Below are 23,936 nucleotides of genomic sequence, written 5' to 3' on the forward strand. Positions count from 1 at the left end.
CTAGGCCGCCTTTCGCATGGCCCTGCGGGCGTAGACGGCGACCGCGGCGATGATGATGACGCCCCGGATCACCTGCTTGAAGAAGGCGTCGACCTCAAGCTGGTTGAAGATGGCGTCGATGCTGGCCAGCAGCAGCACGCCGCCGACAGTGCCGACGACGCCGCCGCGCCCACCGGCGAGAGCTGTCCCGCCGATCACCACCGCGGCGATCGACTCCAGGTCGTAGAGACCCTCGGTGCCGACCCGGGGGGCACCCGAGCCGAGCCGACTGGCGAGATAGATGCCGGCGAGCCCCGCGCACATCGAACACAGGACGTGGGCGGTGACGAGGACCCGGTCGTTGCGGACACCGGAGAGCCGGGCCACCTCCGGATCCCCGCCGACAGCGACCAGGTGATGGCCGAAGCGGGTCCGCGACAGCGCGAACCAGGCCGCCGCGGTGACGGCTACCAACAGCAGGAACGACACCGGGACCGGCCCGACGCGCTGGTAGCCGAGCGCCTGCACGAGTGCGGGTGCTGTCGTACCGGCCGGACCGTCGTAGCCGTTGTCCAGGTAGCCCTTGAGCAGCAACCCGACCCCGAGCGTCGCGATGAACGCGTTGACCCGGAACCTGGTGACGAGGATCCCGTTGAGCAGCCCGACGCCGGCGCTGACGACGAGCACCAGGCCGATCGCCGGCAGCACCGCACCGTCGCTGCCGTTCATCGTCTCGGCCGCGACGAGGGTGCTGAGGCTGATCACGTACGCCACCGAGAGGTCGAGCGAACCCCCCAGGATGACCAGGGTCTGCCCCACCGCGACCAGCCCCAGGCCGGCGGCGACATGCAGCAGGCTCACCGTCGTGGACTGGTTGAAGAGCTGACCGCCGTCGAGCAGGACGACCAGCCAACCGATCGTCAGGGTCAGGGTCAGGGCCACGAAGACACCCGGTACGGGACGCCGGGCCGGCAGCAGCGACAAAACGCTCATGCGACGGCCTCACGCGCGGTGCCGACCGCCAGCGCGACGACCTCCTCCTCGGTCGCGCCGGCGGGCAGCTCGCCCGCGACGTGACCGTCCCGCATGACGACGATCCGGTCACTCATTCCCAGCAGCTCCGGTAGATCGGACGAGATCATCAGCACCGCCGCGCCGTCGCGGGCGAGGCGGCGGACGAGATCGTGGATGGCTGACTTCGCGCCCACGTCGATGCCCCGGGTCGGCTCGTCGAAGAGCAGGATCCGCGGGTTGAGCGCGAGCCACCGGGCCAGCACGACCTTCTGCTGGTTGCCCCCGGACAGGAAGCGGATCTCCTGGTCGTCGCCGGCGCCGCGCACCTCGACGGCGGCCAGCAGCTCGCGTACCCGCATCGTCCGTGCCGCCCGGCCGGAGCGAGCGGCGAAGACGGCCCGGCTGGCGAGCAGCGCGTTGTCGAGCACCGACTGCCGGGGCACGATCCCCTCGCCCTTGCGGTCCTCGGTGACGTAGGCGATGCCGGCCCGCATCGCGCTGCGGGGTGAGCGCAGCCGAACCGGCCGGTCGTCGAGCGTGACGTCGCCGGTCGTGAACGGCGACACCCCGAAGATCGCGCGGGCCAGCGCGGACCGCCCGGAGCCCTGCAGACCGCCGATGCCGAGCACCTCGCCGGCGCGCAGCTGAAGGTTGACGTCGCGCAGCTTCCGGTTTCCCGCGTCGCGAAGGTTGAGCCGCACCGGGCCCCGGTCCTCGGGGGCGGCCCGGTCCGGGTAGTAGCTGGACAGCTCCCGGCCGACCATGTGCCGCACCAGCTCGTCGCCGGTGGTGTCGGCGGTGGCCACCGTCGTGACTCGACGGCCGTCCTTGAGAACGGTGATCCGACCGGACAGGTCGAAGACCTCGGCGAGCCGGTGCGAGACGTACAGCAGCCCGATGCCCCGCTCCTGGAGTCGGCGCACCAGCCCGTAGAGCAGCTCGACCTCGTGGTCGGCCAGCGCCGCGGTGGGCTCGTCCATGATCAGCAGCTGCGCGTCCAGGGCCAGCGCCTTGGCGATCTCGACGACCTGCTGCTGCGCGACACCGAGCTGCCCCACCCGGGCGTCGGCCGGCAACGTGGTCTCGCCGATCGAGGCGAGCAGCTGCCGGGTGCGCTCCAGCATGCCCCGGCGGTCGACCAAGCCGCGGCGGACCGGCTCGTGCCCCAGGTAGACGTTCTCCGCGACGGTGCGCTCCGGTAGGAGGTTGAACTCCTGGTGGATGATGCCGACGCCGGCCCGCTGCGCGTCGCGCGGGCCGCGGAAGCTACGCGTGGCACCGGCGAACTCGACGGTGCCCTCGTCCGGGCTGTAGCCACCGGAGACGATTTTCATGAGAGTCGACTTCCCGGCACCGTTCTCACCGACGACGGCGTGGACCTCGCCCGGGGCGACGTCGAGGTCGATGCCGTCGAGAACACGTACGCCGAGGAAGGACTTGCCGATGCCCCGAAGGGTGAGAAGTGGCGTCGGCGGCGGATCTGACATCCCGAAAGCCCTCACAGACAGTAGTCATCAACAAGGTTCGATGAAACTCTACGGCGACTTCGAGGCCCTGGGCATCGAACTTTCGTAGCCATCGACGGATGCTTACGTTCTTATGGTGCGAACATTCCCTTGACATCGAGGAAACATCACACGTATGAAGATAGATGTTTGGATTGAGGTCCGCAATCCTCGACCGGGGCTGATTGCCAGGGCCGCAGCTTGAGCGGCAGCGACGCCGCAGCGAGGGAGTCGATCACGGCCGTCGTCATCCGGGCGCGACGTCGGACGTTTGCTTCTTTGATTGACAGTCATCTATTTGTAGCTCATCCTGACCCCGTGGATCACCGGACGAAGCCCTCAGCCACCATCACGCTGGGTGACGTCCCACGGGTCTGACTGCCGTCTTCGGCGAGCGGCACGAGGACCGACCACCACCCTCGTGCCGTCGCACGCGTCCAGGCACAACCTGACGTGCTGCGGGGCCCGTGGTCGCTACCGGAGTTGCCCGTCCAACCTAGGAGACGCCATGCGTCGCAACACACTGCTCATATCAGTGATCGCCGGTTTGTTACTGGCGCTCGGACTCGCCCCACCCGCGTCGGCGGCCCCGGCCTTCCGGGCCCTGCTGTTCACCAAGACCACCGGCTACCGCCACGACTCGATCCCGGCCGGGATCAGCATGATCCAACAGCAGGCCGCCGCGAACAACTTCGAGGTGGTGGCGACCGAGGACTCCAGCGTCTTCACCGCCAGCAACCTGGCGACCTTCGACGTGATCGTCATGCTCCAGACCTCCGGCATGGTCTGGACCTCGGCGGCGCAGCGCCAGGCGGTGGAGGGCTACCTCGCCAGCGGCAAGGGCATCGTCGCCATCCACAACGCCACCGACATGGGCATCGAGGGCGAATACCCGTGGTGGGACCAGACCATCAACGGTGGCGCCCACATGCCCGAGCACTCCCCCGGCGTGCTCCAGGGCACCGCCATCGTCGCCGACAAGAAGCACCCGTCGACGGCCAGCCTGCCGGATCGGTGGACCCGCAGCGAGGAGTGGTACAACTTCGACGCCAACCCGCGCGGCAACGTGCACGTGCTGGTGACCGCCGACGAGCGCACCTACAACCCGGGATCCCGGGCGATGGGCCCGGACCACCCGATCTCCTGGTGCCGCAACACCAGTGGAGGGCGGGTGTGGGCCACCGCGATGGGCCACGCGATCGGCTCCTACAGCGAGGCGAACTTCCAGAACCACGTGCTCGGTGGCATCCGGTGGGCGGCCGGTAACGCCGCCGGAGACTGCGGCGGCACCGTCTGGGGCAACTTCGAGAGGCGCACCCTCGACGACAACACCGTCGACCCGATGGCGCTGGGTGTGGCCCCGGACGGCCGGGTCTTCTACGTCCAGCGCGGCGGCCAGGTGAAGATCTTCAAGCCCTCCACCAACAGCACCGTCACCGCCGGCACGCTCAGCGTCTACACCGGCGGCGAGGACGGCCTGACCGGCATGGCGCTGGACCCCAACTTCGCCACCAACGGCTACATCTACCTGTACCACTCACCGGCCAGCAGCAGCACCGACGTCAACCGGGTCTCCCGCTACACGGTCAGCGGTGACACGCTGAACACGTCCAGCGGCGTGACGATCATCGACATCCCGGCGTACCGGGACCGGACGTTCCCGGAGCCCGGTCACACCGGCGGCTACATCAAGTTCGGTCCCGACGGCAACCTCTTCATCGGCACCGGCGACGACACACCGCCGAACCTGGACCCGAACTGGCAGGGCTACGCCCCGCTGGACTGGCGGTCGGGCAAGTCCAACCTGGATGCCGCTCGCAGCGCCGGTAACACCAACGACCTGCGCGGCAAGCTGCTGCGCATCCGGCCCTCGGCCAACGGTGGCTACACCATCCCGTCGGGCAACCTCTACCCCCAGGGCACCGCGCAGACCAAGCCCGAGGTCTACGCGATGGGCTTCCGTAACCCGTTCCGCTTCTCCATCGACCCGGCCAACGGCTGGGTCTACCTGGCCGACTACGGCCCGGACCGGAACCCGCCCACCACCAACCGTGGGCCGGAGGGCCTGGTCGAGCTCAACGTGATCAAGCAGGCCGGCAACTACGGCTGGCCGTTCTGCCACGGCAACAACCAGCCGTACGCCCCGTTCAACCCGGACACCGGCGTCGTCGGCGCGAAGTTCAACTGCTCCGCGCCGGTCAACAACTCGCCGAACAACACCGGTCTGACCAGCCTGAAGCCGGTCGTCATGCCCAACATCTGGTATGGCTACCCCGCCTCGACGACCTTCCCGGAGCTCGGCTCCGGCGGCTCCGCTCCGATGGGTGGGCCGATCTACCGGTACGACGCGGCGAACCCCTCCGAGACGAAGTTCCCGCCCTACTACGACGGCGTGCACTTCTTCTACGAGTGGGCGCGCAACTACGTCAAGGAGGTGCACTTCGACTCCTCCTCGGCGGTGACCCGCACCAACCCGTTCCTGCCCAACGTTCGGTTCAACAAGCCGATGGACATGGAGTTCGGCAAGGACGGCTCGCTCTACATGCTGGAGTGGGGCACCAACTTCGGCGGCGGCAACAGCGACTCCGGGCTCTACCGGATCGACTACAACCAGGGCGGCCGGTCACCGATCGCCAGGGCCACCGGCACGCCCACCAGCGGCAGCGCACCGCTGACCGTCCAGTTCAGCAGCGCTGGCACGTCCGACCCGGACGGCAACACGCTGACCTACCTGTGGACGTTCGGCGACGGCACCACCTCGACGGCGGCCAACCCGTCGAAGGTGTACACCGCCAACGGCAACTACACCGCCCAGTTGAAGGTCACCGACAGCACCGGCAAGACCGGCTTCGCCAACGTCCCGATCACCGTCGGCAACAGCGCCCCGGTGGTCACCATCACCACACCGGGCAACGGCGGCATGCTGACCTTCGGTGACAAGGTGCCGTACCAGATCACCGTGACCGATCCGGACGGCGGAACAGTCGACTGCTCGAAGGTGTTCCTCAACCCGGCGCTGGGTCACGACGACCACGCCCACGAGACCACCGAGTACCCGGGCTGCTCGGGCACCATCTCCACCGACCTGCTCGGCGGGCACCCCGATGGCGCCAACCTGTTCTACGTGCTGAACGCCAGGTACACCGACAACGGCGGCTCGGGCGGCGGGTCTCCGCTCACCGGCACCGCACAGGCGATCCTGCAGCCGAAGCACAAGCAGTCCGAGTACTTCAGCAGCCAGTCCGGCATCCGGGTGATCGACCAGGCGGCCGCGGAGAGCACCAAGCGCATCGGTGACATCTCCAGCAACGACTGGATCGCGTTCAACCCGATGAACCTGTCGGGGATCTCGACGGTCAGCTACCGGCTGTCGTCGCCCTCCGGTGGCGGATCGATCGAGCTGCGGGCCGACTCGCCGACCGGCACCCTGTTGGCCACCACCACGGTGCCGAGCACGGGTGGCTGGGACAACTACCAGTCCACGACACCGGTGAGCGTCGCCGCCCTCGGCGGGACGCACACGCTCTACATGGTGTTCAAGAACGCCAACAACTCGTTCGATCTGGACTCGCACACCTTCGGCGGCAACGGCGTCGGGACACCCGGCACCGGCACCGGCCTGGCCGGCAAGACCTACACGGTCACGGCGCAGCACAGCAACAAGCTGATGGACGTCAGCGGTGTCTCCACCGCCGACGGCGCCCAGATCAACCAGTGGGCGGCCACCGGTGGCAACAACCAGAGGTGGCAGGCGGTCGACGCCGGTAACGGTGCGCTCTACCTCAAGGCGGTGCACAGCGGCAAGTGCGTCGAGGTGATCGGCAGCTCCACCACGGCGGGTGCCTTCCTCCAGCAGGCCACCTGCAACAACGGCAACCAGCAGAAGTTCACCGCTACCGCGACCGGAACCTCCGGCGTGTACACGGTGCGCAACGTGCTGAGCGGGCTCTGCGTGGACGTCAACGGCGCATCCACCGCCGACGGCGCCCGGCTGTTGCAGTGGACCTGCCACAGCGCCGCCAACCAGCAGTGGCGGTTCACCGCAGTGTGATCCCGCCGCTCTCGCGGTAACAGCTGACGTCCCGGTCGGGACCGGTCTCCGAGGAACGGAACCGGTCCCGGCCGGGACGTCGTCGTCACCGTCGCACCCACTGGTGGGCGGCAGAGGCGAACGCAGCCGTCAGTCGGGCGGGGCCGGGGAGCGCCGACCGGGCGGCTCGGCGAGCAGCCCGGTCGCCGCCAGGTCCTCCCACAACTCCTCCGGCACGACGACCCCGGACCGTCGCACCGTCTCCGCCACCTGCGCCTCGTTGCGGACGCCGACCACCGTCGACACCACCGCCGGATGCCGGCGAACGAAGGCCAGTGCCGCCTGCGGCAGGGTCACCCCGTGCGTCTCGCAGACCGTGGCGATCCGCCGCGCCCGCTCGATCACCGCCGCCGGCGCCTGCTGGTAGTTGTAGACGGCGTCGGCCGGCGGCCGGTCCCGCGACAGCAGCCCCGAGTTGTAGACGCCCGCGATGACCACGCCCACCCCCCGGTCCTCGGCGGCCGGCAACAGGTCACCGGCGGCGCCCTGTTCGAGCAGGGTGTACCGCCCGGCGCACATCATCACGTCGACGTCGGCCTCCCGCACGAACCGCGCCAGCATCGCCGACTGGTTCATGCCCGCGCCGATGGCACCCACGACACCCTGGTCGCGGAGGTCGACCAGGGCGGGTACGGCCTCGTGCGCGGCCTGCTCCCAGTGGTCGTCCGGGTCGTGCAGGTAGACGATGTCGATCCGGTCCAGCCCGGTCCGGTCCAGGCTGGCCTCGATGGAGCGCAGGACGCCGTCGCGGCTGAAGTCCCACACCCGCCGATGGGTCGCTGGCACGTCGAACCCGTCGGAGTCCCGCAGGTGCGCGTCCTCGGGCGAGGGCACCAGGAGCCGCCCGACCTTCGTCGAGACCACGTACTCGTCGCGCCGCCGTTGGCGCAGCGCGGCGCCGAGGCGGCGTTCGGACAGCCCGAGACCGTAGTGTGGCGCGGTGTCGAAGTACCGGACGCCCGCCTCCCACGCGGCGTCGACGGCCGAGGCGAACTCCTCGTCCGTCGTCGCCCGGTAGAGGTTGCCTCCCTGGGCCGCGCCGAAGCCCAGCTCGGTGAGACGTGTCCCCGGCCGGCGCGGCAGCGCACGCGTCATCATGACGTCTCCAGCCCGTAGGCGCGGCGTGCCGTCGCGCCCCAGACCGACGCCTGGTCGGCCGCGTCCTGGCCGTCCAGCAGCTCCGCCACGGTGTCCACCCACCGCTGGTACGAGCTGGCGAGCAGGCAGACCGGCCAGTCCGAGCCGAACATCAGTCGGTCCGGCCCGAACGCGTCCAGCGCGTCCTCGACGGCGGGTCGCAGGTCCCCCGGCGTCCAGGCCGAACCCGGCACCTCCGTCACCAGCCCGGAGAGCTTCGCCGTGGTGTTCGGCGAGGCGGCCAACGACCGCAGGTCCCGGCTCCACTGCGCCATCTCCGGACGACCGATCGCCGGCTTGGCCAGGTGGTCGAGGACGAAGCTCACCTCGGGCAGGTCGCGCGTGAGGCGCGCGGCCATGGGGAGCTGGTGCTGGCGTACCAACAAATCGAAGACGAGGCCGGCGGCCCCCACCGCGGCGATCCCCCGGCGGACGTCCGGGCGGTCCAGGTACGCCGGGTCGGTCTCGGACTGCACGAGGTGGCGGATGCCGACGAGACGCTCCCCGCCCCGGGCGGACCGTAGCCGGTCGAGGCGCTCCGCGACATCGTCGGCGGTCAGGTCCACCCAGCCGACGACCCCACGGATCACTGTGTCCTCGGCCGCGATGCCCAGCAGGTCCACCGTCTCCGCCACCGAGGGAATGGACTGCACCACCACGGTCGCGGTGACCCCGGCCGCCCGTGCCAGCGGCGCGAGATCGGCGGGTTCGAAGTCGGCGTCGATGGCCGCCATGGTTACCGGGTCGATCCACGACTGCGGGTGCCGGGCCCGGACCCAGAGGTGGTGGTGTGCGTCGACGATCCCGGCGCGGCCGGGCTCCGGTGCGCCCGTCATCGGCCCAACCAGCCGCCGTCGACGGGCAGCACCACGCCGTTGACGTAGTCCGACGCGGACGACGCCAAAAACACCGTGGCGCCGCCGAGATCGTCGGCCCGGCCCCACCGCCCGGCCGGGATGCGGCCGAGGATCGCCTGGTTGCGATCGGGGTCGTCGCGCAGCGCCTGCGTGTTGTCGGTGGCGATGTAGCCGGGCGCGATGGCGTTGACGTTCACCCCGTGGGCCGCCCACTCGTTCGCCAGCGCCTTGGTGAGGCCGGCCACGCCGGACTTCGACGCGGCGTAACCGGGGACGGTGATGCCGCCCTGGAAACTCAACAGCGACGCGGTGAAAACGATCTTCCCTCGGCCGCGCTCGACCATCGTCCGGCCGATCTCCCGGCTGAGGATGAACTGGCTGCTGAGGTTCACCTCGATCACCTGGTCCCACATCTCGTCCGGGTGCTCCGCGGCCGGGGTCCGGGCGATCGTGCCGCCGTTGTTCACCAGGATGTCGACCGGTCCGAGCGCGATGATGTCGCGGGCCAGGCGGTGCACGGCCGCCCGGTCGCCGAGGTCGGCCCGCAACGCGGTGAACCGGCGGCCGGCGGCGCGCACCCGACGCTCGACCTCGCTGCCGTCGGCTTCGAGCTGCGCGGAGACGCCCACGATGTCGGCACCGGCCACTGCCAGCGCCTCGGCCATGGCGAGACCGATACCGCGCCGCGCCCCGGTCACCACGGCGGTCCGTCCGGACAGGTCGAACAGGGCCGTCACTGGTTACCCTCCCGCACGTCGAGCAGCACCTTCATCACGCCGCCACCCTCCAGCGCCGCGAAGGCTGCGCTGGCCGACTCGACCGGCTCGATCCGGGAGATGAGCCGCTGGGCCGGGATCGCACCCGAGGCGACCAGCCGGATCGCCTCCACCATGTCGTCGCGCTGATACAGCCGGGCGCCGAGGAGCTCCAGCTCACGCCAGAAGAACCGGTGCAGGTTGACCTCCCGTGGCTGGGGGTGGATCGCCACCATCACCAGCCGCCCACGGGTGGTGAGGACGTCGACCGCCGTGGTGACACCGGCGGCGGAGCCGGACACCTCGAAGGCGATGTCGGCGCCCGCGCCGTCGGTACGGTCGTTGACCAGCGCCACGACATCGGTCGACAGCGGGTCGACGGCCTCGACCCCGATCCCTTCGGCCACCTCGCGGCGGAACGGGTCCGGCTCGACGAGGAGGACCCGCGCGCCACGGCTGCGCGCGACGGTGGCGATGAGGACGCCGACCGGTCCGCCACCGACGACGACCACCTGGTCGTCGGCGGTCACGTTCCCCCGGCGTACGTCGTGCACGGCGACCGCCACCGGCTCGACGAGCGCCGCGTGGTCGAGGGGCAACTCCTGCGGAAGTGGCAGGACCAGCTCCACCGGCACCGTCCAGGACGACTGCATGGCACCCGGTGAGTCGATGCCGAGGAAGTTCATGGCGTGGCAGACGTGGGAGTTGCCCCGCTGGCAGGCGGCGCAGCGTCCACACGGCCGGGTCGGCATCACGGTGACCGGCTGACCGACCTCCCAGCCGGTCACGCCCTCACCGAGGGCCGCGATGCGGCCGGACATCTCGTGCCCGATGACGGCGGAGTCACCAACCCGGGCGTCCATGTCGCCGTGGTAGATGTGCAGATCCGTACCGCAGATCCCGGTGTACGCCACCTCGATCCGTACCTGACCCCGGCCCGGTGGCTCCGGGTCGCGGTGCTCGATTCCGAGGTTTCGCGCCCCCCGGTAGACGACTGCCTTCATCGTTCCTCCGTCTCGACGGTCGGTACGTCGGTCGTGCCGACCGGGCATGGTCGTGGGTGCACCGCCGTCGCGATGCACCCACGTCTCCCTGTTCTGTCGGTCAGCTCAGTGCCGTGCGGTCGGTGACACGTCATTGTGGGGGTGCAGCGACGTGACCGGCACCTGACGTGTGGGGATCACCCCGTCGACACCGGCCAGCAGCCGCCGACCGGCCCGCTCCGGCCGGACGTTGGGGCTGTCGGCCGTCTGCGCCTGCGGGCGGCGGTTGGCCGCCCGGATCCGGTCCTCGTCCACTCGGACCCCCAGCCCCGGTGTGTCACCGAGGATGAAGGCGCCATCCTCGACGTGCAGGTCGAGGGAGACGCCGACCGGCGGGTGCAGGTCCTGCAACTCGCTCGTCAGGTGGTTCGGCACCGAGGTCGCGGCGTGCAGCAGCCCGATCGGGCTGTTGCCGATCGGGCTGACCGGCAGGTCGTGGGCGTGGGCCAGGGCGGACGCCCGCAGGAAGTGGGTGACCCCCCAGACGGCCGCCATCTGGACGATGTCGACAGCGCCGGCGGCGATCAGCGGACGGTACTGTTCGAGCCCGGTGAGGTTCTCGCCGGTGGCTACCGACGCGGACACACCCCGGCTCACCGCGGCGAGACCCTCGGCGTCCCAGCGCCGGACCGGCTCCTCGATCCAGATGAGATCCAGCGTACGTTCCAGTTCGCAGACGTGCCGGACAGCCTGCTTGCGCGTCCACGCCTCGTTGACGTCGAGCATGAGGCCCGGCCGCTGCCCCTTCCCGGCCTCGGTCAGGACCTCCTTGACCAGCCCGAGGCGGCGCCTGTCGTGCTCGATGTCGAGCCCGCCCTTGAGCTTGGCCGCCCGGAGGCCGTGGCTCGCGTAGACCTCGTACTCCGCGACGAGTTCGTCGTCGGTGAGCCCGATGTCCAAACCGGACGCGTAGGCGGTGACCCGCCGGTCGCTTCCGCCCAGCAGCCGCCACAGCGGTTCGCCGGCGGCCTGCGCCTTGATGTCCCAGAGCGCGGTGTCCAGCGCGCCGATGGTGCCGAACACCGGCCCCGCGTGGCCCGCCTTGAAGGTGTGCCGCAACATGCGGTCGTACAGGGACGTCACGGCACGGGGGTCTTCGCCCTCGACGGCTGCGAAGATCCGCTCTATCTCGACGTGCGGCCCGAGGCCGATTCCCGAGATTCCCTCGTCGGTGTCGACGATGACGATCGAGACGGGGACCACCCCGTCGGCGAACACCCCGTTGGCGTCGCCGACGGGTCGCCCCCACTCCTGGACCGTCGTGAGCGTCCGATATCCCGTGATCCGCATGTCAACCCTTCGTGGAACCGGCGGCGACGCCGTCGGCAATTTGGCGCTGGAGGAACAGGTAGACCAACAGGACGGGTATCGCGGCGATCAGCACACCCGAGGCGAAGGTGGGAATGTTGTCGGAGTACTGCCCGCGCAACGAGGTCACCCCGATCATGAGCGTCCGGTGGTCGGCCGAGGGCATCATCACCAGCGCCATGAGGACGTCGTTCCAGCAGAACAGGGCGTTGAGGATGCCGACCGACAGCAGCGCCGGGGTGCCCAGGGGCAGCATGATCCGGCGGTACACCCCGTACACGGTGCTGCCGTCGATCCGCGCGGCGTCCACGATCTCCGGCGGGATGCCCTTGTAGTAGCTCGTCATGAGGAAGACCGTGAAGGGCAGAAACTGGGCCACGTAGACCAGGATCAGGCCCGGGTAGGTGTCGATGAGTGCGGTGTCGGCCATGATCCGGGCGAGCGGCACCATGATCACCTGGAACGGGATGAAGAGCCCCGCGAGGCAACCCAGGAACAACGCCGAGGAGCCACGGAACCGCAGCTGGCTCAGGGCGAAGCCGGCCATCGACCCGAACAGCAGCAGCAGGAGCACCGACGCCGTCACCACGAACAGCGAGTTGACGAAGTAGCGGCCCATGCCGACGCTGCTCCACGCCGTGCTGATGTTCTCCCAGCGCAGCGCGTCGGTCAGCGAGAACCGGTCGAGGATGTAGTCGCGCCGCGTCTTCATCGCGACGTTGGCGGTGAAGAGCAGGGGGTAGATCGTCGCCAGCGCGAGCAGTGCCATCGGGACGGCGATCAGCCACCGTCCCAGTCGGACGCGAGACATCAGTCCTCCTTCCCCGCTCGTTCCAGCAGTTTGATCTGCATGAGCCCCACCACCAGCATGATCACGAAGAGGATCGTCGACGCTGCCGACGCGAGGGCCGGGCGGTTCATCTGGCCCTGCTGGATCCAGATGTAGTACTCCGGCAGGTACGTCGAGCCCTCCGGGCCGCCGCTGGTCATCACGAAGAGCAACCCGAACATCGAGGTCAGCATCCCGATCATCGTGGTCACGAAGACGAACTGGATGGTCCGGGCGAGGCTCGGAATGACCACGTGCCAGACGACCTGACGCAGCGACGCCCCGTCCACCCGGGCGGCGTCCAGGAGCGCGGCGTCCAGCGTGGCGAAGCCGGCGAGGAACACCACCAGCGCCATCCCGAAGGTGGCCCAGATGTGCACGCCCACCACCATGAACATCGCGATGTCCGGGTCTCCGAGCCAGTCCACCGGACCGACACCGACCGACCCGAGCACGGCGTTGAGCGGGCCGTCGAAGGCGAGCAGCAGGTTGAAGATCGCACCGACGATGACCGGTGAGAGCACCGCCGGGAAGAAGTAGACGCTGCGGTAGAAGCGGTGACCCGGCACCCGCAGGTAGATGAACGTCGCGAGGAGACCGGGGATCGCCACCGCCACCGGCAGCAGCAGCACCAGCAGCCCGACGTTGCTCAGCGCGGTCCGGAACAGCGGGTCCGCGAACAGCTCGCGGTAGTTGCCGAATCCGACCGCTGTGCCGTTCTGCGCGCCGTCGCCGGTGAAGGAGAAGTTGACGCCGAGGATCAGCGGGTAGAGCCGCAGCAGCACGATGATCAGGACGGCCGGGGCGACCAGGATGTAGGGGGCGTAACGCTCGGCCCCCGGGCCGCCACGGGCGCGACGCTGTCGTACGCCGCTGCGATGAGCGGCGGCGGGGGTGACTGCCGCCCCGCCGGCCCGTCCGGCCGAAGCCGGACGGACCGATGGTTGCGTGTTTCCCATTGGCACGAGGTCAGCCCGCCTGGTCAGAAGCGGCCAACTGCTTCACCACCTCGTCGACGGTGATCGAACCGCTGAGGAGCTGCTGGGAGAGGCGCCCCATCAGGTCGATCGTCTTCGAGGAGAGCGCCACGTGCAGAGCGGGCTTGCCGCTCTTGAGCTCACCGACGATCGTGGAGACCGCCGGGCCGCCCGCCGACACGTCGATGGTGGTGTCGGCGGCGATCGCGCCGGCGTCAGCGTAGAAGGCCTTCAACGCCTCGGCCGAGCTCAGCGAGCGCGCCAGGTCGGCGGCCATCTTCGGGTCCTTCGTCCACTTGGCGACCGCGTAGCCGATGCCGCCGTCGTAGGGAAGGCTCGGGGTGGTGCCGGCGGTGACGACCGGGGCCTTCATGACGCCGAGCTTCTCCGGGGTGAGGAACTCGTTGAAGTCCTGCCAGTGACCCACGTCCGACATCAGGCCCATGACGTGGGCGGCCTTACCGGACTGGAAGAGCGCGAAGGAGTCGTTGAACATGGCGGTCGAGTTGGCCCCGTCGCTGTTCATCTTCTTGTCGCCGGTCTCTTTCCAGAGCTGGAAGAGCCGCTTGACGTTGGCCGAGTTCCAGTCGCGCTTGCCGGCGATCCAGGCGTCGTACTCGGCGGCGGTGAGGGTCGTCGAGCCCATGCTGGAGATCCAGAACTGGATGCCGACGCCCTCCTTGTTGCCGAGGGCGAAGCACTTGGAACCGGCCTTGGCGATGGCGGCGCAGTCGGCGACGAACTTGTCCCAGGTGGTGGCCGGGCTCGCCGGGTCGAGGTTGGCCTTCTGGTAGATCGCCTTGTTGTAGTAGATCGGGTAACCCTGCAGCGTCACCGGGGCGGCGTAGATCTTGCCGTCCTTGGTGAACGCCTCCCAGCCGGCCAGCCGCTGCTTGTCCTCGGCCACGTACTCGTCGAGGGGCACCAGCGCGTCCACCCGGTCGCGGATCTGGCCGCCACCGTTGAACAGCATGACGTCCGGGCCCTTGCCGGACTGAATCGCCGCACCGAGCAGGGTGTAGTACTGATCGAAGGGCTGTGCGACGAACTCGACCTCGACGTCGGCGTGCTTCTTCTTGAAGTCGGCCTTGGCCTTGTCCAGATAGGATTTGGCGAACGGCTCGCCGGACTTCCAGTCCCACACCACCAACTTGCCGTCCGAGCTGGTTGACTTGCCCGAATCGCTAGCACTTCCACAACCGGCCAGGGCCAGGCCCACAACGAGGACGGCCGACCACATTGCGCGCTGTCTCATGTTGTCACCTCTATATGGGGGGTGGCCGGCGGGTGCCCCGCGAGCCAATGTTGACGGGAACGTAACTCGTATGACGTGTGACGTCAACACCCGGCCGTACACTGATCCGGACGTCGTGCCACGGCGAGCCATTCGGAGGGGGACATGACGCCACCACGGGAGACAGCCCTGAACAGCCCGGCGACCCCGGCGTGGGTGCGTCGGCCGACCAACCTCGCCAGGGCGGTCACCGCCGAACTGGTGGAGCGCATCGTCCGCGGCGTACACCCGTCCGGGACGTCCCTACCTCCCGAGCCGATCCTCTGCGAGACCTTCGGGGTGAGCCGGACCGTGGTCCGGGAAGCAGTGAAGATCCTCCAGGAGAAGGGGCTGGTGCAGGTCCGCCAGGGCGCCGGCACCATGGTCACCCCACCGGCACACTGGGACATGCTCGACGAGCTCGTCCTCGCCGCGACCATCGCCGTGGACGACAGCTTCGCCATCCTCGACGACCTGGTCGTCACCCGGCGGGTGCTGGAGTCCGACATGGCGAACGTCGCCGCCCGCCTCGCCGACACCGAGACCATCGAGCGCCTGCGGGCCATGGTCGACCGGATGGACGAGCTCGTCGACGACCACGTCACCTATCACGACCACGACCGGGCCTTCCACGACACGATCATGCAGGCGTCGGGGAACCGCATCGCTCGTGGCGTCGTCCGTGCGCTGGAGAGCCAGGTGATCAACACCGCCCGGTACATGGGCCGGACGGAACGCGCCCTGTGCGTGGCGTCCAACCAGGGCCACCGACGCATCTACGAACGCATCGCCGCCCACGACGCCAACGGCGCCGCCGAGGCGATGTTCACCCACATCACCGAGGCCTGGCTGGTCCGCCGCAACGGCTCGGGGAGCCCCGCCCGCCTCGAACGCTGACCGCCACCCCAGCCGGGACGGCGCCCACCCCCGGGGTACGGGAGCGGACGCCGCCGGCTGCGCCGATCAGTGTCACGAGAACTGGGCGAAGAACCTCCAGATCTCACCCTTGGTCCAGGTCGTGATGCCGCTCTCGGCGTAGGTGCCGTCCACCGGGCCGGGCATGTGACCGTTGTCGTACGCCGCCCACTGCACCGGGTAGCCGGCCCGGCAACCGGAGTAGGCGGTCGTGATGTGCGTACGACTGCCGCCGGCCGGCTCGGGCGGGTTCTGGGCGGTGCAACCGTTGTTGCGGACGAAGGTGTCGCGCAACGCCCTGCCCTGGGAGATGTTCAGGACGTTGTCCGAGATGCCGTGCAGCCCGAAGTACGCGATCGGCTGGGTGCCACCGCTGCACCCGCTGATCTGCGCGCCGGAGATGACAGCGACCGCCCGGAAGACGGTGGCCCGTGCGCAGGCGACGGCGTAGCTCATGCCGCCACCCCAGCTGAAGCCGAGCGCGAACCGCTGCCTCGGGTTGACGCAGAGGCTGCTCTCGATCCGGCTGATCATGTCGTCGACGAAGGTGATGTCCTCACCGCCGGAGTTGCCCCAGCCGTTGCCGAACCCCTGCGGCGCCACCAGGATCGCGCTGTTGTTCGACTGCTCCTGCTGCCCGTAGTAGGACCAGGCGGCCCCACTGGTGCCGCCGGAGGATATCTCCTGCATGGTGCCGCCCCGCCAGTGGAAGGCGAAGATCAGCCGGTACGGGTTGCTGTTGTTGTAGTTGGCGGGCACCCGCAGGATGAAGGTTCGGCTCTTGCCGTTGCTCTGGATCGTGTGCGTGCCGCTGGCCAGCGTCGGCGCCTTGCCGCACCCGCTGCCGCCGGTCGGCGGGGGGTTGCTGCCGCCGACGGGAACGAGTTGCCACTGCTGGTTGGCGCCGCCCCAGTCGGCGTACTGCACGATGTTGCCGCCGTCGGCGGTGGACGCGCCCTGCACCTCGACGACCTTGTTGCTGTTGCGGTTGATCAGCCGGACGTAGCCACCGTCCGAGTCGGCCAGCCGGAACTGCTGGTTCGTCCCGTTGAGGTCGGACCACTGCACGATCGCGCCGCCGTCGGCGGTGGAGAAGTTGCTGACGTCGAGCACCTTGCCCGAGTGCCGGGACTTGACCCGGTAGTAGCCGCCCCCGGAGTCCACGAACTGCCACTGCTGGTTGGTGCCGTTGTTGCGCGTCCACTGGCTGATCCGCGCACCGTCGTTGGTGGCCGAGGCGTACAGGTCCAACGCCTTGCCGCTGTTCCGGTTCACGAGGGTGTACCAGGCGTTGGTGTCCACTGTCGCTGCCGCCGCGGGCGCCGCGTTGACGGCGACGAGGGTGCTGGCGGCCATGACCGTGGCCGTCGCCGCGGCCAACCCTGACCGCCAGCGACGTCTCTGTCGAGAGGCGGGACGAGCCTCACCGAGGGCTTTCATGTCCACTCCTTCGATCGGGGTCACCCACGAGCGGAGAGCCGCGGGTGCCCTGGCGTGCGTGCCGGCGTCGTGGTGGTGGCGTCAGCACGTCTGGGGGTGTTGTGCGGGCATCCTGCGGCCTTCGGCGCACGTCGATGGCGATGCCGCGATCCGGGCTTCGGAGCAGGCCGCGTCGAGCCGCGCGGCGCGACGTCCTGGCTCCCGGCTGCCGCGTCGCCCGCTGGTGAAAATTAGCGGCAAAGACGTCATACGTCAAATGACTGTCATCGATTCGAATGGCGGCCCGAAACGACTACCTGATGGTCGCGGTGGCCCGCCCCCACCCGGGGACGGGCCACCGGTCGTCACACCTCGCCGGGGCGGGCGCCGGCCGGATCCCGGTCGGCCGGCAGCCCTTCTCCCCCAGCTCAGGCAATGGCAGCGACTAGCCGATCCGGACCAGCTGCCACTGCTGGTTCGTGCCGCCCCAGTCGGCGTACTGCACGATGTTGCCACCGTCGGCGGTGGACGCGCCCTGCACCTCGACCGCCTTGTTGCTGTTGCGGTTGATCAGGCGCACATAGCCATCAGACGAATTGGCGAGTCGGAACTGCTGGTTCGTGCCGTTGAGGTCGGACCACTGCACGATCGCGCCACCGTCGGCGGTGGAGAAGTTGCTGACGTCGAGCACCTTGCTGGAGTTGCGCGACTTCACCCGGTAGTAGCCGCCACCCGAGTCCACGAACTGCCACTGCTGGTTGTTGCCGTTGTTGCGCGTCCACTGGCTGATCCGCGCGCCGTCGCTGGTGGCCGAGGCGTACACGTCCAGCGCCTTGCCGCTGTTCCGGTTCAGCAGCACGTACCAGGCGCTGGTGTCCACCCCGGTGCCCGGCGGGGGCGTGGTGGGCGGGGTGGAGCCGCCGTTGAGGGCGTCCAGGACGGCGTTGTACGCGGCCTTCTTGTTGCCGTTGCAGTCGAACAGCAGCGCGTTGTCCGAGCCACGCCACGAGTCGCAGTCGCGTACCCCCCAGGTGGTGATGCCGGTGCAGCGCGAGACCGCCAGGCAGGCGCGGGTGACGGCGCCGTAGATGTTGGCCTGGTTGCCACCGGTCATCACGTCCAGCTCGGTGATCTGCACGTCCACGCCGAGATCGGCGAAACGCTGCAGGTTGGCCTGGTAGTCACCGGCCAGCGAGGTACCCAGGTGCGACTGGAACCCCACACAGTCGATCGGCACACCACGGGACTTGAAGTCCCGCACCATGTTGTAGATCCCCGTCGACTTCGCGTTGATCCCGTCGGTGTTGTAGTCGTTGTAACACAACTTCGCACCCGGATCCGCCGCCCGCGCCGCCCGGAAGGCCGCCTCGATCCAGTCATTACCGGTGCGCTGCAGGTTCGAGTCACGACGCCCACCCGAACCACCGTCGGCGAACGCCTCGTTCACCACGTCCCAGGCGTAGATCTTCCCCCGGTAGTGGGTGGCGACCTGGGTGACGTGGTTGATCATCGCGTTGCGCAACGCGCTGCCCGACATGCCCTGCGCCCAGCCCGGCTGCTGCTGGTGCCACAGCAGCGTGTGACCCCGCACGCTCATGCCGTTGGCCTGCGCGTGGCTGACCAGGCGGTCACCACTGGAGTAGGTGAACACACCCTGCTGCGGCTCGGTCGAGCTCCACTTCATCTCGTTCTCGGCCACGACACTGTTGAACTCACGGTTCAGGATCGTCGTGTAGGCGCTGGTCGACAGCTTGCCGACGGCGACAGCCGCGCCGAAGTAGCGGCCCTTCTCGGCGGCGGCCGCCTTCAGGGTCGTGCCGGCACCGGCTGCGGGTGTCAGCGCCACCGTCATGCCGGTGGTGAGGGCGACGGCGAGGGCCGCCGCCGCCAGCAACGTTCTCGGTGATTTCATGTCGTTCCTTCTCAGTGGGTGCATCGGTGGTGGTGATGTGCCACTTCAGTCAGGACGGCCCCTGGTGCCGGCGCACATGGTTGGGGAAGGCGTTCGCCGGCACCGCCGGGAGCCCTGAGGTGACGTCCGCCTGCCCGGATGGACGCCGAGAACCGAGAAACGACGCGTAGGGCCCGCCCGGTGAACCCAACGAAACGATCGTCCTCTATATCGAGAGTGAGCGATAACATGTCGTTCGTCAAGACGAAATGAGCCGTTCACGCCGACGCACCCGAACACCTCGCCTCGATCACCACCCGCCGCCTGCGAGGATCCGCGTCATTCGCCGAGCGACCTGCCGGAACGGCCGCGCCACGGCGCTACCGAAAGACGCCTGAGGGTGGCTCTGTTATCGCTCACAGCTAGCAAGCGAGACCGGGCACGGGCGGCGGCGGGGCAGGCGATCCGGCGACCAGAGGTCCTTATCGGCAACGCGCGCCTACGTGGAGGTCAGCTCCTGCGCCAGCCGATCCAGACCGTCCTTGATCAGCTGCCCGTAGGCGTCATCGCCAAGCGCGCCGACCCCAGACCCCGAGTGCGCCATCGGCACGATCCACGTAATTCTCGTCAGCCGGCAGAACCGCTATGCCCATGCTCGGCCAGGCTCGCCTCGACGCGTACACCGGCGAGCATGTCGGCGGTGGTGTGTGCCCGGATGTCGGGCTGTGTGCCGTCGGCAAACCGGGCGACGACCGCCCGAACGTGCCGCTCGGCGGGCGCGGCGAGGCCGTCGTAGACGGCCGCGAACAACTCCTGCGCCGGCCGCCGGAGCCACCCCTGCGGAAGAAGCTCCAGGGGCAACTGCGGATCGAGTACGGGAAACCGCCGGAAGGTGTCCATCACCTCGGTACGCGCCCGCACCGCGGCAACCCCGTCGACCTCCCCGGACACCACAGCGGGCAGCAGCGGCGTCCAGCGCCGCAGGAACGCGTCGTAGCTCCGACTGATCGCCTGGATGTCCCAGGCCTCGATCGGGGCACGATGAGCCGCCGAGCCGAGCGGGGTCTGTCGGCCGCGAAACACCGTCACGGCACCGAGGGTGAGCTGGTCGAGCCGAGCCCGAGCCGGAGCGTTCAGTTCGCGCGGCGAGATCCACAGCCCGTCGTACAGCGGCGCGTAGCCGAGCCACCGCAGCTGAGCCCGCAGCGCGCGTCGCTGCGTGCTCAGCTCCTGCGGCAGCGAGAAGGCGACAACCGTCCAGCACCCGTCCCATCGCACCGTCGAGGTGGTGGAGGCGAGGATCCAGTGGGCGCCCGCGGAGAGGCTGGCCGCCGCTGCGCGGCTGAGGCGGTACGAGCTGCGGCGCCCCAGTCGGCTGCCCTCCAGGACCCCGCGGCGGGCCAGCCGGCTGATCGCGGTGCGCGCCCCGGCCGTCGTCACGCCGGTCTCTCCGAGCAGCGCCACGATGGCGGCGGACGGCAGGGGGACACGGGTCCGCAGGGTGTAGTCCGCCAACAGGGTCACGGCGACCCCCTGGGGGGAGTTGCCCACCTGCCGCCTGGGCAGCCGGAGTTCGTGATCTCCGTCGTCCGGATATATCTCGTCGATGTCGAACGGGCTTGCCACAGGCGCTCCGTGCTCTTCAGGGACGGTGTGACGACTGTAGACGGATCGCCGCTCCCCGCCGAGCCCCGGGACCACCTCGCGATAGAGAAACTTCGATTGACACTTGTCGGTCCGAGGGGAACACTAATTGCCACGCAATGCCGTCCGGAGCCGGGCAGGGCAAGCCACAGGTAGCGGGCAGGCGCGATCACGCGGGAACCGGGCGCACCCGCTGACGGATCGCGCGACCAATCCCAGCCGAACCGGCAATCGAAGGAGTCGTCCGTTGAGAATCAAGAGAAAACTGCTGCTCGCCCTCGCCGTGCCGCTGCTGACAGCCGGCCTGCTGGTCCCCGCGCTCCGACCCGCGTACGCGGCGTCGCTGACCGAGGTGACCAGCTTCGGTGACAACCCGGGTCGGATGCGCATGCACGTCTACGTGCCGGACAACCGCCCGGCCCGCCCGGCGGTCGTGGTGGCCATGCACGGCTGCGGAGGATCCGGCCCCGGCTTCTACTCCGGGAGCGAGTTCGCCAGCCTCGCGGACCGCTACGGATACATCGTCATCTACCCGTCCGCCACCCAGCAGGCCGGGTTCGGCAACTGCTTCGACACCTGGTCGGACGCCGCCAAGCGACGTGGTGGCGGCAGCGACCCGGTGTCGATCATCTCCATGATCCGGTACGTGCAGCAGCAGTACGCGGCCGACGGGGACCGGGTCTACGCCACCGGCAGTTCCTCCGGCGGCATGATGACGAACCACATGCTGGCGCTCTACCCCGACGTGTTCAAGGCCGGCGCCGCGTTCATGGGCGTGCCGTTCAACTGCTTCGCCAACGCGGCGGACTATCCGCCCGGCAGCAGCCAGTGCACCGGCGGCAACATGAACCGGACCCCGCAGCAGTGGGGCGACGCGGTCCGCCAGGCGTACCCGGGTTACTCCGGGCCCCGCCCGCGCGTGCAGCTGTGGCACGGCACCAGCGACACGCTCGTGCCGTACTCGTTGCTGCAGGAGACGATCGAGCAGTGGACCAACGTGTTCGGGCTGAGCCAGACACCCACCTCCACCGACACGCCCCAGGCCAACTGGAACCGGCGTCGCTACGCCGACAGCAACGGCACCGTCCAGGTTGAGGCGTACAGCATCCAGGGGGCCGGGCACAGCCTGCCCTCCGGCGGAATGGCTGCCGCGGCCCTGCAGTTCTTCGGCCTGACCAACCCCACGACGCCGCCGCCGACCACCCCGCCGCCGACGACGCCACCCCCGACCACGCCACCCCCGACCACGCCGCCGCCCACCACGCCGCCGCCGGCCAACGGCGCCTGTCGGGTGAGCGTCGCCGTCAACGCCTGGAACAACGGCCTGACCGAGAACATCACCATTACGAACACCAGCACCAGCGCCGTCAACGGCTGGTCACTGGTCTTCACCCTGCCGAGCGGGCAGACCATCACCTCGGGCTGGAACGCCACCTATTCGCCCAACTCCGGGCAGGTGACGGCCCGCAACGTCGCCTACAACGGCGGCATCCCCGCCAACGGCTCGGTGACCATCGGCTTCCAGGCCACCCACACCGGCAACAACGCCCGGCCGTCCTCGTTCACCCTCAACGGCGCGTCCTGCGCCATCGCCTGAGACCAGGCTGGCGTCGGCGAGACAGTGCGCCGGTCACCACCGCGTGGTGACCGGCGCACTCCCCCGTTCCGGCGTCACCGGGTCAGCGGTAACCGGCGCCCACCACGCTGGCCTGCACCGCGTTCTCGGTCGCGTCGGACGGGTAGCCGGCGACCATGGCCCCCTCGTAGAAGGTGCCGGCGCTGAGGTTCGCGCCGCCGTCGGGCTTGCAGCAGTCACCGCCGCTGCCCAGGATGATCGCGCCCTGCTTCTTCATCGGGCTGTATCCCGGCGGGAGCGAGCCGTCGTACAGTGTGTAGAGGCTGCCGGACTGGGCGTCGCTGCCCTTGATGGCGAAGCGGGTCGTGCCGTTGTTCTTCAACGTCGCGGTCACGAACTTGCTGGTGAAGGCACGCTGGTTCGGGTTCCAGGCCTGGCTGCCACCTGGGAAGAGGCCCCACTCCAGGTCCGCCTGCACCCAGGGCCCGCTGCCGGAGCAGCCGCCGAACCAGCACTGCTTGCTGAAGTTGATGGCGTCCATCGCCCCGGCGGCGTCGGCCTTCCTGGTCGTCTCGCTGTTGCCGTAGTCGAAGCAGCAGCCGCTGTTGACGTGGGTCCCGCTGGTCACCATGTACATGCCCTCGGGAGCCGCGCCGGTCGGCACGCCGGTGAGGTGCCCGTCGCGCCAGTAGCTGTTGCCGGGATTGATGTAGAGCGAGTACGCCTTCGCGCCGCCCACGGTCAGCGACTCCGAGGTCGCGATCGCCGGCTTGCTCTGGGGCGAGCCCGGCACCACGCTCGACCCCTGGTACCAGAGGTCGTTGCCACGCCCGGACTGGTCGAAGACCACGGTGATCACGCAGGTCGTGCCGGCGCAGAACGAGTCCTGCGTGGCCGCGTTGGCGGTGCCGCCGGTCGCCGTGAGACCGATGTTGCGGGTCGTGTTGTCCGACGAGCGTCGGACCTGGTACAGGTTGCCGGCGTACGTCTCGTAGAGCGCTCGCGTGGTGCTGTGCGCGGCGATGCACGGGGTGCCGCCGGAGGCGTAGATGTCGCACGGGCGCGCGCCGGTGGGCGGGTTGGTCGGCGGCGGGGTGGTGGTCGGCGAGGCCCACTGCTGGTTGGTGCCGCCGTTGCAGGCCCAGAGGATGATTTTGGTGCCGTTGGCGGTGGCCGCGCCGTTGGCGTCGAGGCAGAGCCCGGACTGTACGCCGGTGACGGTGCCGTTGCTGTTGACGTTCCACTGCTGGTTGTTCTGGCCGTTGCAGTCCCAGATGATCACCTGGGTGCCGTTGGTGGTGCCCCGGCCGGAGGCGTCCAGGCACTTGTTGCCGTACACCTGGAGTTGCTTTGTCGACGTCCAGGTCCAGCTCTGGCCGGCGCTGCCGTTGCAGTCCCAGAGTTGCGTCTGGGTGCCGTTGGTGGTGCTGGAGTTGGGCACTTCGAGGCAGCGGCCGGATGCGGTGCCGACGATGGGGGTGCTCTGCCCCGGTTGGATGGCGGCCGCCAGCGGCGCGGCGGCCGCCTCGGCGGACGGCGACGAGGCGCCCGGGGTGGCGCCGATGCCGACGAGAACGCCGACCAGAGCGCCCGCCACGGCGGTCAGCCGTCGGGCGCGACGACGTCTCGGAATGAGGTCACGGGCCTTTCCTGGCCCGATGGGGGACGGGGTTCGCACGGGGTGCTCCTCGGAAGTCGTGGAGGCGCGGGGGATTGTCGATGCG

The 23,936-nt window shown here is 69.3% G+C and carries 17 protein-coding genes; 3 read left to right on the plus strand and 14 right to left on the minus strand.

Features of this window, described 5'->3' with window-relative positions; all coding sequences use genetic code 11:
* Entirely contained in the window at window positions 1-972 is a 972-nt protein-coding gene (locus tag AB0C03_RS00560) for an ABC transporter permease (RefSeq protein ID WP_357633049.1), read from the minus strand.
* Window positions 969-2,480 (minus strand): sugar ABC transporter ATP-binding protein, encoded by a 1,512-nt coding sequence (locus AB0C03_RS00565; RefSeq protein ID WP_357633052.1) that lies wholly within the window; start codon window positions 2,478-2,480, stop codon window positions 969-971. Before AB0C03_RS00565 ends, AB0C03_RS00560 begins: the two co-directional genes overlap by 4 nt.
* Window positions 2,481-3,006: 526 nt before the next feature.
* Between AB0C03_RS00565 and AB0C03_RS00570 the strand changes: the two genes are divergently transcribed.
* A complete protein-coding gene (locus AB0C03_RS00570; RefSeq protein ID WP_357633055.1) occupies window positions 3,007-6,549 on the plus strand; it encodes a ThuA domain-containing protein in 3,543 nt (1,180 codons plus the stop codon).
* Between the two features lie 129 nt (window positions 6,550-6,678).
* Here AB0C03_RS00570 and AB0C03_RS00575 read toward each other — a convergent pair whose 3' ends face one another.
* From AB0C03_RS00575 to AB0C03_RS00610, 8 genes are all read right to left on the minus strand, one after another.
* Window positions 6,679-7,686, minus strand: a complete 1,008-nt coding sequence (locus tag AB0C03_RS00575) for an aldo/keto reductase (protein ID WP_357633058.1) — start codon at window positions 7,684-7,686, stop codon at window positions 6,679-6,681.
* Window positions 7,683-8,561 carry an amidohydrolase family protein gene (locus AB0C03_RS00580; protein ID WP_357633061.1) on the minus strand — a complete coding sequence of 293 codons (879 nt, stop codon included), beginning with the start codon at window positions 8,559-8,561 and terminating at the stop codon, window positions 7,683-7,685. The genes AB0C03_RS00575 and AB0C03_RS00580 overlap by 4 nt, the downstream gene beginning before the upstream one ends.
* Window positions 8,558-9,319 (minus strand): 2-dehydro-3-deoxy-D-gluconate 5-dehydrogenase KduD, encoded by a 762-nt coding sequence (gene kduD / locus AB0C03_RS00585; protein WP_030333853.1) that lies wholly within the window; start codon window positions 9,317-9,319, stop codon window positions 8,558-8,560. The genes AB0C03_RS00580 and kduD overlap by 4 nt, the downstream gene beginning before the upstream one ends.
* Complete coding sequence (locus AB0C03_RS00590) at window positions 9,316-10,341, minus strand: (R,R)-butanediol dehydrogenase (protein WP_030333851.1); 1,026 nt, start codon at window positions 10,339-10,341, stop codon at window positions 9,316-9,318. Before AB0C03_RS00590 ends, kduD begins: the two co-directional genes overlap by 4 nt.
* Window positions 10,342-10,446: 105 nt before the next feature.
* Window positions 10,447-11,670, minus strand: a complete 1,224-nt coding sequence (locus AB0C03_RS00595) for a mandelate racemase/muconate lactonizing enzyme family protein (RefSeq protein WP_051708622.1) — start codon at window positions 11,668-11,670, stop codon at window positions 10,447-10,449.
* Between the two features lies 1 nt (window position 11,671).
* Entirely contained in the window at window positions 11,672-12,499 is an 828-nt protein-coding gene (locus AB0C03_RS00600; RefSeq protein ID WP_357633066.1) for a carbohydrate ABC transporter permease, read from the minus strand.
* Window positions 12,499-13,476, minus strand: a complete 978-nt coding sequence (locus tag AB0C03_RS00605; protein WP_357633069.1) for a carbohydrate ABC transporter permease — start codon at window positions 13,474-13,476, stop codon at window positions 12,499-12,501. Before AB0C03_RS00605 ends, AB0C03_RS00600 begins: the two co-directional genes overlap by 1 nt.
* A 10-nt stretch (window positions 13,477-13,486) precedes the next feature.
* The gene (locus AB0C03_RS00610; protein ID WP_030333843.1) at window positions 13,487-14,749 is read right to left on the minus strand and encodes an ABC transporter substrate-binding protein; all 1,263 of its coding nucleotides are present in this window, start codon (window positions 14,747-14,749) and stop codon (window positions 13,487-13,489) included.
* 144 nt (window positions 14,750-14,893) lie between these two features.
* On the opposite strand from AB0C03_RS00610, the gene AB0C03_RS00615 reads away from it, so the two are divergent.
* A complete protein-coding gene (locus AB0C03_RS00615) occupies window positions 14,894-15,664 on the plus strand; it encodes a FadR/GntR family transcriptional regulator (RefSeq protein WP_030333841.1) in 771 nt (256 codons plus the stop codon).
* 72 nt (window positions 15,665-15,736) lie between these two features.
* On the opposite strand, the gene AB0C03_RS00620 is transcribed toward AB0C03_RS00615, so the two are convergent.
* The 3 genes from AB0C03_RS00620 to AB0C03_RS00630 all read right to left on the minus strand — a co-directional run bounded on the left by AB0C03_RS00620 (window position 15,737) and on the right by AB0C03_RS00630 (window position 20,618).
* Window positions 15,737-17,038, minus strand: a complete 1,302-nt coding sequence (locus tag AB0C03_RS00620) for an RICIN domain-containing protein (protein ID WP_357633073.1) — start codon at window positions 17,036-17,038, stop codon at window positions 15,737-15,739.
* Window positions 17,039-17,546: 508 nt separating this feature from the next.
* Window positions 17,547-19,013 carry an endo-1,4-beta-xylanase gene (locus tag AB0C03_RS00625; protein WP_357633076.1) on the minus strand — a complete coding sequence of 489 codons (1,467 nt, stop codon included), beginning with the start codon at window positions 19,011-19,013 and terminating at the stop codon, window positions 17,547-17,549.
* 606 nt (window positions 19,014-19,619) lie between these two features.
* Window positions 19,620-20,618, minus strand: a complete 999-nt coding sequence (locus tag AB0C03_RS00630; RefSeq protein WP_051708621.1) for a PaaX family transcriptional regulator — start codon at window positions 20,616-20,618, stop codon at window positions 19,620-19,622.
* A 265-nt stretch (window positions 20,619-20,883) separates the two neighbouring features.
* On the opposite strand from AB0C03_RS00630, the gene AB0C03_RS00635 reads away from it, so the two are divergent.
* Window positions 20,884-22,233 carry an extracellular catalytic domain type 1 short-chain-length polyhydroxyalkanoate depolymerase gene (locus AB0C03_RS00635; protein WP_030333831.1) on the plus strand — a complete coding sequence of 450 codons (1,350 nt, stop codon included), beginning with the start codon at window positions 20,884-20,886 and terminating at the stop codon, window positions 22,231-22,233.
* 82 nt (window positions 22,234-22,315) lie between these two features.
* Here AB0C03_RS00635 and AB0C03_RS00640 read toward each other — a convergent pair whose 3' ends face one another.
* Complete coding sequence (locus tag AB0C03_RS00640; protein ID WP_357633081.1) at window positions 22,316-23,890, minus strand: arabinofuranosidase catalytic domain-containing protein; 1,575 nt, start codon at window positions 23,888-23,890, stop codon at window positions 22,316-22,318.
* Window positions 23,891-23,936: the final 46 nt, after the last annotated feature.

Source organism: Micromonospora parva, assembly GCF_040649675.1.
GTDB classification, from domain to species: domain Bacteria; phylum Actinomycetota; class Actinomycetes; order Mycobacteriales; family Micromonosporaceae; genus Micromonospora; species Micromonospora parva.

Coding starts and splice junctions, on each gene's coding strand:
- AB0C03_RS00560 (WP_357633049.1), bottom strand. CDS start 972: ATGAGCGTTTTGTCGCTGCTGCCGGCCCGGCGTCCCGTACCGGGTGTC.
- AB0C03_RS00565 (WP_357633052.1), bottom strand. CDS start 2,480: ATGTCAGATCCGCCGCCGACGCCACTTCTCACCCTTCGGGGCATCGGC.
- AB0C03_RS00570 (WP_357633055.1), top strand. CDS start 3,007: ATGCGTCGCAACACACTGCTCATATCAGTGATCGCCGGTTTGTTACTG.
- AB0C03_RS00575 (WP_357633058.1), bottom strand. CDS start 7,686: ATGATGACGCGTGCGCTGCCGCGCCGGCCGGGGACACGTCTCACCGAG.
- AB0C03_RS00580 (WP_357633061.1), bottom strand. CDS start 8,561: ATGACGGGCGCACCGGAGCCCGGCCGCGCCGGGATCGTCGACGCACAC.
- AB0C03_RS00590 (WP_030333851.1), bottom strand. CDS start 10,341: ATGAAGGCAGTCGTCTACCGGGGGGCGCGAAACCTCGGAATCGAGCAC.
- AB0C03_RS00595 (WP_051708622.1), bottom strand. CDS start 11,670: ATGCGGATCACGGGATATCGGACGCTCACGACGGTCCAGGAGTGGGGG.
- AB0C03_RS00600 (WP_357633066.1), bottom strand. CDS start 12,499: ATGTCTCGCGTCCGACTGGGACGGTGGCTGATCGCCGTCCCGATGGCA.
- AB0C03_RS00605 (WP_357633069.1), bottom strand. CDS start 13,476: ATGGGAAACACGCAACCATCGGTCCGTCCGGCTTCGGCCGGACGGGCC.
- AB0C03_RS00610 (WP_030333843.1), bottom strand. CDS start 14,749: ATGAGACAGCGCGCAATGTGGTCGGCCGTCCTCGTTGTGGGCCTGGCC.
- AB0C03_RS00615 (WP_030333841.1), top strand. CDS start 14,894: ATGACGCCACCACGGGAGACAGCCCTGAACAGCCCGGCGACCCCGGCG.
- AB0C03_RS00620 (WP_357633073.1), bottom strand. CDS start 17,038: ATGGCCGCCAGCACCCTCGTCGCCGTCAACGCGGCGCCCGCGGCGGCA.
- AB0C03_RS00625 (WP_357633076.1), bottom strand. CDS start 19,013: ATGAAATCACCGAGAACGTTGCTGGCGGCGGCGGCCCTCGCCGTCGCC.